13 protein-coding genes and 1 pseudogene are annotated in these 17,194 nt (G+C 55.2%); 12 read left to right on the top strand and 2 right to left on the bottom strand.

Translation table 11 applies throughout. From position 1 onward, the window contains the following. Positions 1-66 precede the first annotated feature (66 nt). From BUB22_RS11505 to gpmI, 7 genes are all read left to right on the top strand, one after another. A complete protein-coding gene (locus BUB22_RS11505; RefSeq protein WP_073115242.1) occupies positions 67-894 on the top strand; it encodes a metallophosphoesterase in 828 nt (275 codons plus the stop codon). Positions 895-987: 93 nt separating this feature from the next. Next, a complete protein-coding gene (locus BUB22_RS11500) occupies positions 988-1,650 on the top strand; it encodes a hypothetical protein (RefSeq protein ID WP_139258976.1) in 663 nt (220 codons plus the stop codon). 42 nt (positions 1,651-1,692) lie between these two features. After that, positions 1,693-2,877, top strand: coding sequence for a DUF6588 family protein (locus BUB22_RS11495; protein WP_073115240.1), 1,185 nt, complete (start codon positions 1,693-1,695; stop codon positions 2,875-2,877). A 29-nt stretch (positions 2,878-2,906) separates the two neighbouring features. Continuing rightward, positions 2,907-4,439, top strand: a complete 1,533-nt coding sequence (locus tag BUB22_RS11490; protein ID WP_073115239.1) for a carbon starvation CstA family protein — start codon at positions 2,907-2,909, stop codon at positions 4,437-4,439. An 18-nt stretch (positions 4,440-4,457) separates the two neighbouring features. Continuing rightward, complete coding sequence (locus tag BUB22_RS11485; protein WP_073115238.1) at positions 4,458-6,599, top strand: SF1B family DNA helicase RecD2; 2,142 nt, start codon at positions 4,458-4,460, stop codon at positions 6,597-6,599. A gap of 113 nt (positions 6,600-6,712) precedes the next feature. Next, positions 6,713-7,711, top strand: a complete 999-nt coding sequence (locus tag BUB22_RS11480) for a hypothetical protein (protein ID WP_073115237.1) — start codon at positions 6,713-6,715, stop codon at positions 7,709-7,711. 328 nt (positions 7,712-8,039) lie between these two features. After that, positions 8,040-9,674 (top strand): 2,3-bisphosphoglycerate-independent phosphoglycerate mutase, encoded by a 1,635-nt coding sequence (gpmI, locus tag BUB22_RS11475; RefSeq protein WP_073115236.1) that lies wholly within the window; start codon positions 8,040-8,042, stop codon positions 9,672-9,674. Positions 9,675-9,932: 258 nt separating this feature from the next. On the opposite strand, the gene BUB22_RS11470 is transcribed toward gpmI, so the two are convergent. Together BUB22_RS11470 and BUB22_RS11465 are read right to left on the bottom strand one after the other, a co-directional pair. Beyond that, entirely contained in the window at positions 9,933-10,919 is a 987-nt protein-coding gene (locus tag BUB22_RS11470; protein WP_073115235.1) for a hypothetical protein, read from the bottom strand. 124 nt (positions 10,920-11,043) lie between these two features. Further along, positions 11,044-12,519 (bottom strand): carbohydrate binding domain-containing protein, encoded by a 1,476-nt coding sequence (locus tag BUB22_RS11465; protein WP_073115234.1) that lies wholly within the window; start codon positions 12,517-12,519, stop codon positions 11,044-11,046. 268 nt (positions 12,520-12,787) lie between these two features. Here BUB22_RS11465 and BUB22_RS17365 point away from each other — a divergent pair. The 5 genes and pseudogenes from BUB22_RS17365 to BUB22_RS11440 all read left to right on the top strand — a co-directional run. Further along, positions 12,788-13,756, top strand: a pseudogene (locus BUB22_RS17365) (hypothetical protein). Between the two features lie 218 nt (positions 13,757-13,974). Beyond that, positions 13,975-14,217, top strand: coding sequence for a BrnT family toxin (locus tag BUB22_RS11455; RefSeq protein ID WP_139258975.1), 243 nt, complete (start codon positions 13,975-13,977; stop codon positions 14,215-14,217). Then, on the top strand, positions 14,202-14,501 hold the full coding sequence (locus BUB22_RS11450) for a hypothetical protein (protein ID WP_073115232.1): 300 nt from the start codon (positions 14,202-14,204) through the stop codon (positions 14,499-14,501). The genes BUB22_RS11455 and BUB22_RS11450 overlap by 16 nt, the downstream gene beginning before the upstream one ends. Before the next feature lie 15 nt (positions 14,502-14,516). Continuing rightward, positions 14,517-16,280, top strand: a complete 1,764-nt coding sequence (locus tag BUB22_RS11445) for an NAD(P)H-hydrate dehydratase (RefSeq protein ID WP_083535515.1) — start codon at positions 14,517-14,519, stop codon at positions 16,278-16,280. Positions 16,281-16,751: 471 nt separating this feature from the next. Continuing rightward, the coding region (locus BUB22_RS11440) for a PD-(D/E)XK nuclease family transposase (protein WP_175547289.1) at positions 16,752-17,194 on the top strand (443 nt) is incomplete at its 3' end.

Genomic DNA, 17,194 nt, shown 5'->3' with positions numbered 1-17,194 from the left:
ATAATCGCGGCTTCGCCGCCTAATTAAATAATTCCTAATTCCGAACTCCGAATTCCGAATTAAACAATGAAGCGAACTCTTTACATAGGTGACGTTCACGGTTGCGCAGATGAACTCGAGCGCATCATCGATGCCTTCGGGTTCGTGCGCGGGAGCGACACGCTCTACCAGACGGGCGACATCATCAACAAGGGTCCCGATATGTGGCGCGCCCTGCAGACCGTTCTCGACCTCGGGATTCTTACCGTGCGCGGAAACCACGAAGAGCACCTCATCCGCATGATGGAAACGCCGGAGAACACCTGGACCGACAAGCAGAGGAAACGCTTCAAGGCGCTCCCGCTGGAGCAGTGGAACTTTATCCGCGATACGGTAAAAAACTGGCCCCTCTGGCGCGACACCCCGCACGCACTCCTAGTACACGCGGGCCTCGAGCCCGGCAAGGCACGCCTTGAGGACATGAGCCCCGAGGTGTTGCTTTCTATACGCAACTGGAATGACCGCCCGTGGTTCGAGCAGGTCAAGTGGAACAAGACGGTCGTGTTCGGGCACTGGGCCAAGATGGGGTTCGTGAACGTTCCCGGATTCATCGGGCTCGATTCGGGCTGCGTATACGGCAAGTGCCTTACCGCCTGGTGCCCCGAAGAAGACAAGTTCTACACCGTGCCCGCCGCCCGCGAGTACACTCCGGTAAAGGACAAGGCGAAGGAATCCGAAGGCGCCCCCTGCAAGGTGCTGGGCGACAACACCCCCGACTCTGTACCGCCAAAAACATTCGACGAAATCAAAGCGCGCATTGAAAGCGGGGACATCGCACCCGCCAAAGATTCGCCCGAAGATGCGGCCATACGCAAAGCCAGCCCCTCCATAAGCGCGGAATGGGCCGGATACTAAGCAAGCGCAAAAGCCCCAGTTTTTCCGCTAGTTGAAGCACACCGCATTTTTGTATATTTGTACAGCAATTGGGGTATTTGGGTAAAGGAAAACATGAAGCGTTTTATTATTATACTTTCACTGTTGTTTGCAACCGTATCTTTTGCCGAAGATGCTTGGCCGCGTACATTCTTCGGCAGCGTAGGCATGGGCCTTTACGCAAGCAAGGGCGACCTTAACGAAAGAGTCCTTTCCCTGAAAGATACTTCCGGCAAAAAGCAGACCATCCATTCCCCTGCACTCAACATCTTCGCGAGCCCGGATTTCACTATCGGCGTGAACGTGCGCGAATTCACCATCGACCTGAACTTTCAAATCTGGGAATCCGAGCAAGTCATAAACGGGTTCCCCGACGAATCCGTAAGGGGTAACAGCCTGTACTGGCGCATAAGCATGGAATTTATATACAACCTGTTCTGGCCTGAATTTTTTCAGGTAGGGCTCGGCGGGTCACTTTCCTACACGACGCTCACCACCGACAACACGGCCTATTCCGGCGACGAGGTCAGCGAATCCGAATTCATGGGCTCGTCAATCGGATTTATAGCCAATATCAAGTACTACGTGCACGACAACATTGCCATTGTTCCCTATGCCAAGATTTACGAGAACTGGTTCAGGAACGTGTACACCGAGGCCAGCGGGCTTTGCGACCTCGATTCGTACATGTGGCAGACGTTCTTCTTTGTGGGCGTAAGCGTCCAGTTCCAATTCTAACCCCCGAACGCACCTGACCCCATTTTCTATATTTGGCGGCGTATGAAAACGCTTGCCAAGTACACTATCGCAATTTTAATGGGAGCATCCACCTTCGCACCTGCCATGGACGAAGACGGATGGGCATCCATCTACGAATCCATCGCCGCATTCGAAGACCGCCCCGGCGGAGACGCCCGCATCTTCAACCGCCCCGGCTACGTAAAGCCCATCATCGAGAACCTGGGCAACGTGCTCAACAGCAACTGGTACGTAAGCGCAAACGTTCCGCAGAGCCTGAACTTTGAATTCGGCTTGCCCATTTCGCTCATCCCGATTGGTGATGACGACAGGACATTCAGCGAGAAGGACGTGTTCGGCAATTCCCGCGACGTGCCCACAATTTTCGGCGACAAGTGGGACGCGACTGCGGACCCTGCGAACCTGAACAATTTTGTCTACGGCAACGAGACCCTGAACGGGCTCGGCGTATTCACCTACCCCTATCTGCAAATCGGCGTGAGCGCATTCCACGCGCGCGTGGTGCTTCGCGGAATGTGGCTCCCGGCAGTAAGCGAACTGCGCGGTTTCAGCCTGCTCGGCTTTGGCCTGCAATACAGTTTTGGCAGGTGGTTCCAATACATGCTCCCGCCGGCGGCACAGGGCCTCGACGTGAGCCTTGTTTTCGGTTATAACTCGAGCAGCATCGGCTACAGGCCCAAGGATTACGATGGACAACTCGACCTCGACGTGAGCGCAACGACGTTCGACCTGGTTATCGGATACAAGCCGTTCAACTTCTTCGAAGTCATGATGACTCTCGGCTACCAGTCCGCAACGATGGAATCTTCGGGACACCTGGAATTCAAGGAAAACCCCACCGGCATGTTCATCAACCCGAATATTTCTGTTGACGGGAATTGCGGTTTCAAGTTCGGCATCGCTATAGCACTCCAGCTCGGCAAGAGTTACCACCCGGTTGTCGGGTTCGATTATGCGGGCAAGTCGAGCTTCACGACGAATATTCTCTACCTGCGCCAGCAATTCGGCGAAGACAAGACGCCGAATGAAATCGCGAAGGAAAAAGGCTACGTGCGCGGTGCCAAGAAAGAAGACAAAGCAAACGAAACTGCTGAAAAGAACTCCGCTACGGAAGAGGCTAGTGACGAAGCCCAGCAGGAACTGAGCCAGGAGACGGAACAGCCCGCAGAACCTGAACCGAGTGAACCCGCAGAAGATATTGAATAAAAAATGACACGTAAAAAAGAAGGCATAACATGATTACATTCCTTATCGGTGTCGCCATACTGATTGGCGGATACTTTACCTACGGAAAGTTTGTCGAACATGTCTTCGGCCCTGACGACCGTAAGACTCCGGCACTCGCTAACCCCGACGGCGTTGACCGCGTCCCGATGAAGCACTGGAAGAACATGCTCATCCAGCTTCTGAACATTGCGGGTATCGGGCCTGTCATCGGCGTGATTCTCGGCATCAAGTTCGGTGCCATCGTGTTCATCATACTCCCGCTGGGTAACGTATTGGGCGGTGCGGTGCACGACTACTTCAGCGGCATGATAAGCATGCGCAACAACGGCTACAACGTGCCTGCACTTTCGCGCAAGTTCCTGGGCAAGGGCCCCTCGAAGGTGGTGATGGCGCTCATTTCCATCGCGCTCATCCTCGTGGGAGCTGTGTTCACTAACACGCCGGCGCAGCTCATCAACACGCCCATCATCGCGGGCTCCGCAGTCTCCCCCACGCTCTTCTGGGTAGCGGTCGGCGTGATTTTCGCCTACTACTTCGCAAGCACATTCTTCCCCATCGACAAGATTATCGGCCGCATCTACCCGATTTTCGGCGGCTTGCTCATTCTCGCCTCCCTCGGAATCATGATCGGCATCGCGCCGCACCTCAATGTGCTTAGCGAATTCAACCTCTCTGACATCGCCTCGAACTTCACACAGCATCCGGCACACCAGCCCATTATCCCGATGCTCTTCGTGACGATTGCCTGCGGCATCATCAGCGGTTTCCATAGCACGCAGAGCCCGCTCGTGGCCCGCACCGAAGTGACCGAGAAAACTGGCCGCCAGACGTTCTACGGCATGATGATTATCGAAGGCCTCATCGGCATGATCTGGGCCGCGGGCGGCATGTTCATCTACCACATGCAACCTGAACTTATGGCGGCCGGCGGCGTGAAGGTATTGAGCGTACTCGTCTCCACCGTCATCCCGTTCGCACCTATTTCCATCCTCGTGGTGGTGGGTGTCATCATCCTTGCGATTACGAGCGGCGACACGAGCCTGCGTAGCCTTCGCCTCACGATTTCGGAGCTCTTCGGCATCGACCAGACCGACCCGAAGAAGCGCCTGCTCCTCACCGTGCCGATGTTCGCCATCTGCCTCGTGATTATCTTCTGGAGCAACCTGAACCCGCAGGGCTTCAACATCCTGTGGAACTACTTCAGCTGGAGCAACCAGCTCATGGCCGTGTGCAGCCTGTGCGTAGCAACAGTTTATCTCCGCAGCAAGAAGAAGAACTACGTGATTGCGCTTATCCCGTGCATGTTCATGGCGTTCATCTGCTTCGATTACATCCTGTGGGTGAGCCCCGAGAACCTGAAGGGCGCCCCGCTCGGATTCGGGCTTGACTACAAGACGGCCCTCGTGCTCGCCATCGAAAATGCTGCCGTGCTCGGCGCGCTCCTGTGCCTGCGCGGCAAGAAGCTCGCCTCCAACAAGCAGTTCGACCCCGACAAGTGGGATAGCGAAATCGACAAGAAGAACGACTACGAGCCGGAATAAGGAGTTCTAGCCTAGCGGATGCAGCTCGAAGGAACCATCAAGAGCGTTACGTTCCACAGCGCCGATAGCGGGTTTTCCGTTTTCCGCGTGACCGTGGAAGGCGAAAAAGCCCCCGTCGTGGTGACGGGGACTTTTCCCGATTTGGGGAGCGGAGAAAGACTCCTGATGGAAGGGGAATGGGGGCGCCACCCCAAGTACGGCAGACAGTTCAAGTGCACCTCGTACAAGGTCGCGGCCCCGCAGGAAAGCGATATCGGCGCATACCTCGCCTCGGGTATATTCCGCGGCATCGGCCCCAAGACGGCTGAAGCAATCGTGAAGGTGTTCGGCGACGATACCGCGGACATTCTCGACAACCATCCCGAAATATTCCGCAAGGCAAAAATCAAGGGGCTTACGGGCAAGAAGGTCGAAGCCTTCCTCGCCGCATGGCAAACAAACCGCCACAGCAGGGAAACGATGCTGTTCCTGTACGGGCACGGCATCGCGGGCAGTGTCGCGAAACGCCTGTGGAATCAGTTCGGCGCCGAAACAATCGCCCGCATTACCGAGAATCCGTACCTGCTCTGCGAAGAAATCTGGGGCATCGGGTTCCTGAAGGCCGATGATATCGCGATGAAGGTCGGCATCCCGAAGGAAAGCCCCAAGCGCCTGCAGTCCGCCCTCATGTACGTGCTGCAGGAATCGAGTTTCAGCGAAGGGCACGTGTACCTCCCCAAGGATATCCTTCTCGAAAAGACCTTCCGGATTCTGCGCATTCCGATGGAAGACGACGACGCCGTCTACGGGCTTATACAGCAGTTCGATTACCTGTGCGAACGCGAACGCATCAAGCGCGTTGACGACGACTGCTTCTACCCGCCGATATTCCGCGCCGAGCAGAGCATTGCAGACAACATCCTGTACCGGCTTGCGGGCAACGCGCTCCCCACCGCGGGCTTCGAGCGGGCGCTCATGGACTGGGAACACCAGCACAAGTTCGCGTTCGACCCCATCCAGCGGCAAGCTATCCAGATGGCGCTCGCCTACCGCATATCGATTATCACCGGCGGGCCCGGCACCGGCAAGACGACTATCCTGAAGGGGATCCTCCACCTCGCGCAGAAGATGGACGAGAGCGTGTTCCTCGCCGCCCCCACGGGCCGCGCCGCCAAGCGCATGGGCGACCTCTGCGGATTAAAGGCCCGCACCATCCACCGCATGCTCGAGATGGACCCCGCCACAAAGAAATTCAACCGCAACGCCGAAAACAAGCTGCCCTGCGATTTGCTCATCGTCGACGAGTTCAGCATGGTCGATACCTGGCTTGCGGCGGCGCTGTTCGAGGCGATTCACGCGAAGACCCGCATCGTTCTCGTGGGCGACGCGGACCAGCTCCCGAGCGTGGGGCCCGGCAACGTGCTGAACGACCTCATCCGCTGCCCGAAAATACCGACGACGCGCCTGCAGCACATATTCCGGCAGGCGGGCGGGAACGACATCGCCGATAAGGCAGCGAAGATAAACCAGGGCATAGTCCCCTCGCCCATCGACGGCCCGAACTTCCACTTTATCCCGTTCGAGGAACCCGAGCAGGCAAAGCGGATTATCGCGGACCTTCTCGCTACGGGCGTGCGGAGCAAAATCGATATCGACCAGAAGGCCGACCTACAAATCCTTTCCCCCATGCGCAAGGGCCCGCTCGGCATCTTCGAGCTGAACGCCTTCCTGCAAGAACTGCAGAATCCCGGAGTCGCCCGCCACAGGATTATGGGAGTCCCCTGGAGCGACGGCGACAAGGTGATGCAGATAAAGAACAATTACGACAAGAACGTGTTCAACGGCGACGTGGGCGTAATCTTCAAAGTACACAAGAGCGACGACAAGGTGACGGTGTTCTACGACGACAAGACCGTCGAGTACGAGGGCGACGAACTGGAACAGCTCGCGCTCGCCTACGCCTGCACCATCCACAAGAGCCAGGGAAGCGAGTACCCGGCGGTCATCGTGATTCTCGATTCGAGCCACTACATGATGCTCCAGCGGAACCTGATATACACGGCAATCACCCGAGCGAAGGGGCACGTGTGGGTACTTTCTGCACCGGGGGCGTTCGCGACCGCCGTCCGCAACAACAGGAGCGTGCGCCGATTTACCCGCCTGACCGAGCGTCTCGGGTAAAAAAACGCCCTTTTTCGGGCATTTTTCGCCTTTTTAAAGTAAAAAAAACATTTTCTCCTTTGCTTTTTCGTTCATTTTTGTTTATTTTCATAGAAAACAAACAGAGGTAACTCATGAACTTCAAAAAGATTCTTCTTGGCTCGGCTATCGCCGCAGCTTCTTTCGGTTTGTATGCTTGCGGTGACGACTCCAGCAGTCCCGATACTCCGGTCAATCCCGACAATCCGGGTGCCGAGATCATCGACCCTCCCAAGCAGTCTGAACTTTCCCCGGTGATTTTTGACAACCTGAAAATCACGGTTATGTCGGGCATCAACTCCCTGCGCGGTTCCCTCTCCGGCATGATCAAGCTCGACGACACGTTCCTCGACACGAGCGAGCCCTACACTGCCGATGTCGACGTCAAAATCGATAGCGTCGGTTTTGCCGTGGGTAGGCTCATCAATGGCAACGCGTTCCAGGAAAAAATCAACATCCACCTCGACGGCGTGGTGTTCCCGACCGAACGTGTTTCCCTGTCGCAGAAGTACTTTGAATTCTCCGACCTGAGCGGCTGTGGCGAATTCAAGCTCTACATCTTTGTGTACTCGAGCAGCAAGGAAGAAGGCATCCAGACCTCGCTCTACACGAGCGTCTATGACCAGCTCACCTTCACTCGCCCCGAACAGGAATGCCAGGCAGCCCTGCCGCCTTCTTCCTCTTCTGAGGTCCCGCCTGCACCGTGCACTCCGGTTACCGCACACCCGGTATCCCTCTCCAACAGCATGGGCACGAGCCAGAGCGCCATTAACTTCGAAACCGGCCTCGCCGACAATCCGCACATCACGATCAAGTTCGCGAACAACATGGCCACTATCGTTCCGGGCGCAGGCGTGACCGTTTACGAAGACAACTCGCAGACCACCGGTCTTGACGCCGAACCCAAGGCCGGCCAGACCCAGATTTGCCGCGAAGACTTCGTGAAGTCGAACTTCCAGCTCGAAGACGAACTCACCAGCGGTCTCTGGATTGACGTTGTCACGGCTGACGGCAAGATGTACCCCGTGATGATTAAGAAGGCTATGCTCGAAAGCGCCACGAAGGGCACGGTCGACATCGTCTACTACAACTAGTCTCGAATAAAGACCTTTACAGGAGCCCTCCCCTCACGGGAGGGCTTTTTGCGACCGCTCGTTCGTCGTCTCGGGTATTGAAACCTCCGGTTTCTCACTCGCTCCCACCTAAAGGTGGCCATGTACACTAAGCGCTTCCCCAAAGAGGATAACTCTACTAAGGTGCTAAAGCACCAAGTATCGTATAAAAGCGCAAGTGTCCAAAGGTCGCCTTCGACGACTTGTTGATACAAGTCGCCTACGGCTCACAGGGAAACCGTTTAGGATTCCTCGTCTTCCTCGATTTTTTTCTATCTTTACCCGCGTAAATTTAAACACGGAGTAAACCATGCTCAAGAAGCTTTCCAATTTCCCTGGCATCAAGGGCCCGGTCGTAACCATCGTGATGGATGGTTTTGGTATCACCGATAAAGTCGAAGGCAACGCCATCAAGGCTGCCCGCACTCCGACTCTCGACAACCTCTTCAAGATGTACCCGAACGTTCTCTTGAAGGCTCACGGCCGCGCCGTGGGTATGCCGACCAACGAAGACATGGGTAACTCCGAAGTGGGCCACAACGCCATCGGTGCGGGCCAGGTGTACAATCAGGGTGCAGCCCTCGTGCAGGACGCCATCAACAGCGGCGACATCTTTGATCGCGACGCTTGGAAGGAAATCGCCGGCAACGCCCGTGAAAAGAACACCGTCCTCCACTTCATCGGCCTCTTCAGCGACGGTAACGTCCACTCCAACATTTCTCACCTGAAGGCCATGGTCGCTCAGGCCAAGAAGGAAGGCCTCAAGAAGGTCCGCGTGCACATCCTCCTCGACGGTCGTGACGTTCCGGAAACCTCCGCTCTCGATTACGTTGGCCCGTTCGAAAAGTTCCTCGACGAACTCCGCAGCCCGGAATTCGACGTCTGCATTGCTAGTGGCGGTGGCCGTATGCAGATCACCATGGACCGTTACAACGCCAACTGGAAGATGGTGGAACTCGGCTGGAAGACCCACGTGCTCGGCGAAGGCCGCTACTTCGACAACGCCACCCAGGCTATCGAAACCCTCCGTGGCGAAACCAAGGCTATTGACCAGGACCTCCCGCCGTTCGTGATTGCTAAGGATGGCCAGCCGGTCGGCACCATCAACGATGGCGACTCCGTGGTGTTCTTCAACTTCCGTGGCGACCGCGCCATCGAAATCACCCGCGCCTTCGAAGAAGAATCCTTCAACGAATTTGACCGCAAGCGCTTCCCGCATGTGTGCTACGCCGGCATGCTCCAGTACGACGGCGACCTCAAGCTCCCGAACCGTTTCCTCGTTCCGCCTCCGGCCATCAAGGAAACCAGCGGCGAATGGCTTTCCGAAACCGGCGTGAAGCAGTTCGCTTGCTCCGAAACGCAGAAGTACGGCCACGTGACCTACTTCTGGAATGGTAACCGTTCCAGCAAGTTCGACGGCGAAACCTACCTCGAAATCGAATCTGACGTTGTTCCGTTCGAACAGCGCCCGTGGATGAAGGCCGCCGAAATCACCGACGCCATGATCGAAGCTTTGAAGAGCGGCAAGTACCAGACGCTCCGCTGCAACTTCCCGAACGGCGACATGGTGGGCCACACCGGTAGTTTCCGCGCCGCTACGATGGCTATCGAAGCTGTGGACATCGGCCTTGCACGCCTCCTCCCGGTGATCGACGCCCTCGGTGGTGTTGCCATCATCACGGCTGACCACGGTAACGCCGACGAAATGTACGAAATCGACAAGAAGACCGGCATGCCGAAGGTCAACAAGGACGGCACCTTCAAGGCAAAGACCAGCCACACCTTGAACAAGGTTCCTTGCATCCTTTACGATAACGTAACGGGTGGCAAGCTTTCCCTCAAGGAAGGCGACTGGGGTCTTTCGAACATCGCTGCGACGACGGCCAACCTCCTCGGTCTCGAAAAGCACGAAGCGTGGGATGACAGTATGCTGATCATCAAGTAAAGATTCGTCATCCAGAGCCCTTCGACAAGCTCAGGGTAAACTCCGTGCCAACGGCACGAAGTCGATATACAAGACTTGGGGCTTTAGCCCCATAGTCGCGTTAGGTTCGAAGGAGCAGGATCCAGACCAGAACTAGATTCTCGCCTCCGCGAGAATGACGAATGAAAGGGAACCCGCAAGGGTTCCTTTTTTGCATTAACATAAGGATAAAAAAAACGCTCCCGGAGGAGCGCGTTTATTCAAGATTGTTTCAATCGGTTAGTTGCAGCCACCATAGGGGCCAACCTTGTAGACGGCAAAGCTACCAGATTCGCCACCGACGGCATCCGCAAACTTAAACTTGATGGAAGATAGCTGCTTCGCCGCATTGGCACCAGACATAGCCGTCTTAGCCCAATCCGGCTGTACGAATTCGCTCCAGAGGTAGTCCACAGTCTTCTTGGTCCCCTTGGGCAGTTCAGCCATCGGAAGAGCACTGCCCAGTTTATTTTCCTGAGCCGTAGTCAAGCCAAGTTCAATAGCAAAAGTGGCTGTACCAGAATAGGTGTAAGTTACGCAAAGGCCCTTAATGGCGGTAGCATCACCAGTAGTGCTCGCATTTTTAGCATAGCCGAAAGCAAAGCCAAGGTATGGGTATTTATTTTCACTGGGATCGCCCTCACCAATGACAAAGTCACCACAAAGGCCTTCGCATGCCGCAACCACAGGAGCCATGCTGCCTTCGTCACCCGGTTCAGCGCCCCAGGTAATTTCAGAACCCAGTTCATCGGCATAGCTGTACCACCAGCCACCGGTCTTGTTGCCGGTCTGCACCTGGGCTTCGCCCGCAGCGCCATCCCACAATTCAAGTTTGAACTTACCGTCATCTACAGCGGCGGAACTCTTCGGGACAATTGCGGAGGAACTAGACCTAACAATCGCAATGCTGCTGGAGCTTGCGAAAGAGGAACTGGACACGGTCGGGAAAACCATGGAGCTGCTGGACAGCGGCATAATAGCGGAACTGCTCAGGAAGAAGTCCACGGACGAGGACGAGAACGGGTCGATTGTGGCAGAGGACATTGCCTGCGCCGCGTTAATCGAATCGAGCACATGCTGGTAAATGGAGTCGGCATTCACCTGCTGCTGGTTCGGGTCCTGGTAAGCGTTCTGGTTGCCGCCCGATACGGGAGCAACTGCGGTTTCGCCGGATTCATTGCAAGCCACAAGAGTGCAGATTGCCAAAAGTCCGAGTATCTTTTTCATCTTGTTTTCCTCACTGTTGTAAATTCTAGTTAGTGAATATATATTTTTTTGTTACAAAAAGCAAAATGCCTTCCGTTTTTTTACATCACGAAAGGCACTTCTTGAACATTCCCGGTATATTCCACTACTTTACGGAGAAAATCCGGTTAAAGTTACCGTCCTTGACCACATACAGGCCCTTTTCGATGTTCATCGCATCGAGTTTCGCCTGCACGTCGCCCATGCGGGTTGCCTTAAGTTTGCACACGAAGGCGCCCTTCATGTTGTACACGCTGAACGTCCTTTCTCCCGCCTGCAGCAGGGCCTTGCCCGCAATGGAGGTTGTTCCGCCGCCGACTTCGGATTCGTCGATTTTTGCAATAACAACGTTGTCTATATACACGTTCCCCTTCGCGAGGCCCGCATTGAAGGAAATGCGCCCGTTCTCGTCGGTAGATTCCTTCATGGTAAACGTAATCTCGAAGTTCTTCTTGTCGGTCCCAAGGTCAAACGCCTTCGCCTCGCCCAGGTAGCTGGTCCACGGGTCAGTATCCTTCTCGAGGTTCACTTCGAGCGACCTTGCCTCGGAGGCGTATGCATCGAAGGTCAGCTTGTAGCTCTGGCCCTTCTCGTAGTGCATCCCGTTCTGGATCATCTGGATGTCGTACGCGTTCGTACCCACGCTGGTCACCTTGATTTCGGCCATGCCTTCGGTATGCTTCAGGGAGCCTTCGCCGCCATGGGTCTGCAACTTCCATCCGGCAAGCTTGAGCGAATCCGAGAACGTTCCGTTGAAAACGGTATCCCTGTTGGTCGGGACCTCGATTGCACCCGCAACGCCGTCGAGCGAGAACATCTTCACGAAGTTCCAGATATCCGAGACATCTGCCTTGGAGGGGCTATGCATACGGCCCTCGAGCTTCAAGTGCTTCACGTAGACACCGTCATCGCACGGGCCCCAGGAATAGAGCGTCGCCCTGTTCTCGCTATTCGGGTGGTTTTCCTCGACTTCCGCCTGCGCGGGGCAGTTGAACTGCTGGCGGTAACTCTTGAGGTTGTTTTCGAGATTGTTGTAACCCACCACGTCGTCCTTGGTTCCATGCGTATGGAAAATAGGCACAGGACGCATGGCCTGGCCCGGGCCGCCCATCAGGTAGCCGGAGCAGGGGGCGAACGCAGCAATTTTGTCTGCAATCTTGCCCATCGCATGGTAGCTGAGCATGCCGCCCATCGAGAAGCCCGACATGTAGACGCGCTTGGTATCGATGTCGTAGTCCTTGGCGAGCTGGCTAATAATTTCGGTAATCCACTTGGTGTCCTTGTCACCGCTAATGTCCCACGTGCTGTAGCCCGTAGCGCCCTTGGGGTACGCAACGACAAAACCGGCCGTATCGGCGACCGCCTCCCAGTGGGTATTCGACTGCTGATAATTGGGGTCCTGGTCCATGCCATGGAAAGAAAGCAGCAACGGGCTCTTTGCCGCGACACCGGACGGCGCGTAGACATAGACGTCCCGGCCCGAAACCGAGACCCTCTTGTAATCGTTAATGGATTTTCCACCGCCTCCCCACTGAGCGAAGGAAAGCGTAACGGCGGCTAACAGAAGTATTGGAAACTTCATATCTGTACTCCTCAGAATTTCCAGTTTTTACATCGTGTTGGCCTCCATATACCTACCCATATATAATGTATATCAATAATGTAGGAATGGGACTGCGGCCAACCAAATTGCGGTGTAAACGACTACAACGCAGTAAATGGCGAAATTAGCATAAATTAGGCGGTTTTTCGATATTTCACAACAAGCAGTTGGGTTTTCCCGAGAAATACAGGCGTGTTGACATTTTTCAGTACAGTTTGTATTTTCGTCGCAAGCAACGGTACACCCCTTGGAAAAAGTCTTTTACCACCTTCCCGGATTGTTCGAGTTCTACGACCTATACAAGGCCTTTTTGCCGCTATGGCGCGACCACCGGGAATACTTTTACGACTGGTGTGAAATCGGCTCCATTTACGGGGCGCCCAGCGACTGCATCTGGGGCGGCGGGCGTGTCGGTTTCGGGGATGCCGAACCGGAAAAGGTTATGGCACTCGTGAAGGAATACGGGATTTCGGCACGGCTCACCTTCAGCAATTCCCTGATTCGCGAAGAGCACCTCGCCGATGCACAGTGTAACGAGTTGTGCAGGATGTTCGAGAGCGTGGATACTGGGCTTGTCGATGGAAGGAACGGCGCTGGAAACGGTGCAGGTTTGAACGGCGCCAGCCATAATGAGGGCAGGGGCTGCGCAGGCATCATCGTTCACTCGGACCTTCTGCTCGATTACATCAAGGCGAAGTACCCCGGATTCTATTTCATATCTTCCACCACGAAGGTGATTACGGACTTCGGGCCGTTTGTCGCCGAGCTGAACCGCGACGAATTCCGTTACGTTGTTCCGGATTTTTGACTCAACAGGCAAATTGACAAACTGAGCACGCTTACGGACGTGCAAAAGCAGAAGGTCGAGTTCCTGTGCAATGAATGCTGCTGGTTCGGCTGTCACGACCGCAAGGCCTGCTACGAGAACGTAAGCCGCAAGAGCCTCGGCGAAAACTGCGAAGACCACGTTTGCGTTTCGCCCACCGCCCAGAGGGGCTACCGATTCTCCGACGCGATGAAAAACCCGGGATTCATCGGAATTGACGACATCCGGAACGTGTACGCGCCCGCGGGATTCAGGCACTTCAAAATCGAAGGCCGCAGCCTCGGCAGCGCCATCATCCTGGAATTTCTGCTTTACTACATGACCAAGCCCGAGCACCAGCTCAATGTGCGCGAAGAAATCTACCTGGACAGCTCTCTGGATTTGTTCTAACGCAATCACGCAAATATTGGGCAACTGCATTTTTTATAAATGTCATGTTTTGACATTCTGTTTATTTATATTTGATCGTGAGCAGTACAAAAGCGACATCAAACGCGAGGGGGCCAATAAAACTTTTTCTTAGAAGCATGCACTTATAATTGTATTTTGGCGCAATTTTAAAGTTATTTAGCGTATTGACAATTTGTAATACAATTTGTATATTAATTATGAAAATCATAAAACACGCATTTGAAAAATTCGATGAGAGAACATCCACTCACGAAATGGCTGCGAAAATAGTCAAAGGGAACAGAATTCTCATTTCATCAAAATCTAACCCCGATCGTTATATCGCTATCGGAAAAATTGACGGAGATATATGGATAGTCGTATTAGAAAAAGACCTGTACACAGTCGTCACGGCAAGGCGCGCACACAAAAACGAGGAAAAAATATGGAATTCAAGGTAATGGAAAAGCCCGACATGACGGAAGAAGAACTCCGTTATTTTAACGAGCACGATTTTTCAGAAGATTTCAAAGAAGCCCTCGCCAATGGAACCGCAATCGTCAGCAACGGCCCCTGGGAAGAAACCGTAAAGGAAATCAAGGCCCGCAAGGCCCGCGAAGCAACGAAGATGGCATCTTTCCGTTTGCCGACCTGGGTCATTGAAGGGCTGAAGCGCAATGCAGCAAAAGGCGGCGTCAAGTACAGCGAATACGCCATCGAGGTCTTGTCAAAGGCCGCTGTATAAATTTATATTCAAAGTATGAAACTCCTCGACCAGTTCAGCTTTTCGGAACTCATGCCCGTCCTCTCGACCGAGGGGATGCGTGCACTTGACAAGGCCGCCAAGGAAGCGCTCGCCAAGGACGTTCGCCAGACAGACGCCCCAATTGAAGGTGAGACGCGCGCGGCGATTGAGGCCGGTTATGAACTGATGAAACAGGCGGGAGCCGCGCTGTTCCAGAAGGTGGTCGAGGTTTTAGATGCTTATCGCGGGGCCGGGAATGCACCGCGATCGGTGGCGGTGTTTGTCGGCGGGGGTAACAACGGAGGTGACGGGCTCGTACTCGCGAAGTTGCTTATCGAAGCGGGAATCCCCTGCACAACGTATTCGCTTGCCGCAGCAGACAGGTTCCAGAACGAAGCCAAGATGGCGCTGGAAGATTTTGCGCAGGTTGGCGGAAGGCTTGTCATGTATTCTCCGGTACCGGAAGGTTTGTCGCGGGCAGAAACTGCGCCGGAAAGTTTATCGCAGGCAGAAACAGCGCTGGAAAGTTTACCGCAGGCTCCGAGATACGCAGGCTTCACGCTGGCCGTAGATTGCATGCTCGGGAACGGCGCGCACGGCGAACTGCGGGAACTGTACGCAGCCGCGGTCCGCGACATTGCCGCATCAAACATCCCGGTTGTCGCGGCCGACGCACCCACCGGCTACGACTCACAGGAACACGTGCGTCGCGAACCCTGCATACACGCACTTGAAACCCTCCTGTTCGGGTTCCCGCGGCTGGACGCATACACGCGCGAAGGCGGGCCCGCATTCGGGGAAGCCTCGGTCGCGCCGCTCGGCTACCCCGCAAGTACCGTCGCACAGTTCAGCGAAAACACGTTCCTCGCCACCGAGGCGCTCATCCCGCAGATGCTGCCCGAGCGCGACGACTGGGGCGACAAGCGCACCCAGGGCTGCGCCATGATTGTCGCAGGCTCCGGCGACATGCCGGGAGCCGCCGCGCTCTGCACGCAAGCAGCACTCCGGAGCGGCGCCGGCCTCGTGACCCTCGCGAGCCCCGAAGCCGTGATGTCCGTACTGCAGGCAAAACTTTCGGAACCCGTATTCGTAAACCTGCAAGATATCGCAGGTCAAGATGCGGATTCCACGGACGATCGAGCCACAGCGCTCTCCCCCGCTCACATCCCGCAAATTCTCGAGAAGGCGAAGCACAACCAGGCACTCGCCATCGGGCCGGGGATAGGGAGCGTCGAATGCACGCGCGACGCCGTAATCGAAATACTCCCGCAGCTCAATTGTCCGCTGGTCATCGACGCCGACGCGCTGAACGCCATCGCCACACACAACAAGACATCCGCAAGCCCCACTTCGGGCGCGGCATCTTACCTTCACAGCATCGAAACTGCGGCAATCCTCACGCCGCACCGCCGGGAATTCGAAAGGCTTTTCGGAGCGCTCCCGACAAACGATATCGACATACCCAAACTACTTCGTGACATCGCCCGCAACACGAAGAAGGTCATTCTCCTGAAGGGCGCGCCGACCTTCGTCGCCGCTCCCGACGGTCGCGTGTTCATCGTGCCCGCACACAACTCGGGCCTTGCCAAGGGCGGCTCCGGCGACGTTCTCACGGGAATCATCGCGGCACTCCTCGCACAAGGCACTCCCGCCCCCGAAGCCGCCGTACTCGGCGCACTTTTACACCAAAAAGCGGGCCGCATAGCCCGCGAAAAACTCGGCGCATTCAGCATGCTCCCAAGCGATGTCATTGACACGCTCCCGCAGGCGTTTTCTTAATCAAAAAAAATTTTTCCACTTTTTTCTGAAAAATTGTATATTCGTTTCCGTAGATTCCGTTAATCCTGCCGACACCGATAGAATCAGGGCAGGCCGTTAAACTATCTGCTTGATGCCGTTCTCCCTTTGCGTGGCGCGACTAACCCGCAATTCGAGGACAGGAACCCTTTGGGGAGTCCGGCCCCATGGTTATCAACGTAGAGCACCGTCTACCGTAAAAAGTGGACGTAAAAATCAGTCATTCAACTGGTTTGCGAGCGGCAACCGTCTGGTGCCGCAGGTGTTCTACGTCCCAGCATTTTCCGTTTGCAAGCCAAAACCGCAACTTCAAACAGGAGATTCCCACCATGGTGGCCACGCGCACTAAGCACTTCCCCAAAGAGGATAACTCTACTATGGCAACAAGTTGCCAAGTATCGTATAAAAGTGCTAAGTGCTGTCCGCCCGCCTACGCGGGAATGACAACACTACATGAACCGCACGCAACACTACTCCCTGCTCAAGGCGATGGAAATCGACAAGAGCAACCTCCTCAAGTATCAGGAACTCTACAAATACGCCTACATTCTTAGCGACGGCATTTTCAAGATTGTCTTCGCCGAGGAAAAGGACCACACGCTCCTCATCTCGCTCGTGAATGCAATGCTTGGCCTGCAGGGTGACGACGCCATCAAGGACATCACCCTCGAAATGCAGGAATTCCCCGGCGTTTTCAACAAGAAGGACTGCATTCTGGACATCATCGGCACGACCAACGCCGGTGAAAAGGTGCTGGTCGAAGTCCAGCAGCAGGGCGACGACTTCTTCCGCGACCGCGTAGAATACTACATCTCGCGCGTCATCGAGAACCAGGTGCACACCAGCGAGAAGTACGAACTGCCGCGCATCTACTTCCTCGGGCTCCTGGATTTCGA

Origin of the sequence: Fibrobacter sp. UWCM (assembly GCF_900129735.1) — a bacterium.
Taxonomy (GTDB): domain Bacteria; phylum Fibrobacterota; class Fibrobacteria; order Fibrobacterales; family Fibrobacteraceae; genus Fibrobacter.
Note: the sequence above shows the minus strand (reverse complement) of the source record. Positions and strands in the feature narration are given on the sequence as shown.